The organism is Corallococcus sp. CA053C (genome assembly GCF_003611675.1).
Taxonomy (GTDB): Bacteria; Myxococcota; Myxococcia; order Myxococcales; family Myxococcaceae; genus Corallococcus.
The window spans coordinates 1-1598 of record NZ_RAWA01000761.1; the positions used below are offsets into that span (position 1 = coordinate 1).

General features: G+C 75.8%; 1 protein-coding gene. It reads left to right on the forward strand.

Annotated features, from left to right (window positions below; translation table 11 throughout):
• Positions 1-1598: tetratricopeptide repeat protein (locus D7V97_RS42910; protein WP_147445257.1), on the forward strand; the 1598-nt coding region annotated here is incomplete at both ends.

Consider the following 1598-nt stretch of genomic DNA (forward strand, 5'->3'; position numbering starts at 1 on the left):
GGCTGGTGGTGGAGGCGCTGCGGCGCGTGGCGCAGCCTTCCGGGCTCCTGCTGCTGGTGGACGACGTGCACCGCGTGGATGGCACGTCGCTGGAGTTGCTCGCCACGGTGCTGGCGACGAAGGACCTGGGCGTGGCGCTGGTGGGCACGGGCGACGTGGACGGGGTGCCCACGGCCCTGGCGTCGCTGCCGTCCACGGTGCTGGAGGGGCTGTCGTCCTCGGAGCTGAACGCGCTGCTGACCGCGAGCCTGGGCATGTCCCTGTCGCCTTCGCTGGAGCGGGCGGTGGGGGACCGGGTGCGAGGCAATCCCGCGCACGCGCTGGCGCTGGTGCGGCTGCTCATTGCCGTAGGCGTGTTGCAGCGCACGGAGGACGGCTTCCAGACCAACGGCTCGCTGTCCGCCGCGGCGCTGCCCCAGGATCTGGGCCAGGTGCTGGGTGCACGGCTGGAGCTCTTGCCCTCCGCGTCGCTGCGCTTCCTCCAGCGCGCCGCGGTGGAGGGCTCGCTCTTCTCCGCGGAGCTGGTGCGGTCGTCGCTGCTGGGCTCGGACGGCGCGGAGGTGCTCGACGACACGGAATGGGTGGTGCCCGTGCCCCAGCAGCCCGGCATCTTCCGCTTCACGCGCGAGGAGGCGCGGCAGGTGCTGCGCGAGCGGCTCTCCCCCTCGCAGCTGCGAAGCGCGCACGAGGAGCTGGCGGAGACGCTGGAGCGCGAGTCCTTCGCCCTGGAGCCGGCCCGCGAGGTGCGCGTGGCCGACCACCTGCTGGGCGCGGACGCGCCCGGTGCGCAGGCCGCGTGCGAGCGTGCGGGAGACGGGTTCGCGGCGCGGGGGGAGTGGCGCGCGGCGGTGGAGTTCTACCGTTGGGCCCTGGGCCGGGCGCCGGGGGCGACGGCGACGGTGGTGCGCTGGCAGTTGAGCGTGCTCGCGCGCGCGGCGGGGTGTCTCACCCAGGTGGAGCCCGCGGCCGTGGACGGACTGGTGACGCCGTGGCTGGACCGCGTGTCGGTGATGCAGACGCCCGGCATGTGGGCGGAGGCCGCGCGGCGGCTGGCCGTCGCGGAGCTGAAGCTGGGGCGGCTGGGGGACGCGGAGGTGCGCCTGAGCATGGCGCAGGCCTCGGCGAGCGCGGATCCGGAGGTGGAAGCGCTCATCCTCGGAGACCTGGCGCGGGTGCGCGAGGCCAAGGGCGAGACGACGGCCGCGGTGGAGCTGCTGGCGCGGGCCTTCCAGCGCATGGGGAACCGCACCGCGCGGGCGCCGGACTTCTATTGGGAGCACTACCTGCTGCTGGGGCGGCTGCAGCAGCGGCTGGGGCAGCTGGACCGGGCGCGGGTGGCCTTCACACGCGCGGCCGAGCAGGCGCGGTCGGTGGCCAGCGCGGTGGGGCAGGCGCGGGCCCTGTCGCAGCTCGCGGGCCTGCGGGTGCTCGCGGGGGAGCCGGCGCAGGCGCTGACGGAGCTGGAGCGCGCGCTCGCCCTCGCCGAGCAGGGAGGCGATGCCCAGGAGGTGGCGCGCATCCACTTCAACGCCGGCCGGCTGCTCGTCGCGGGAGGTCGGGCGGCGGAGGCGCGCGAGCGGCTGGAGCAGGCGAGGGAG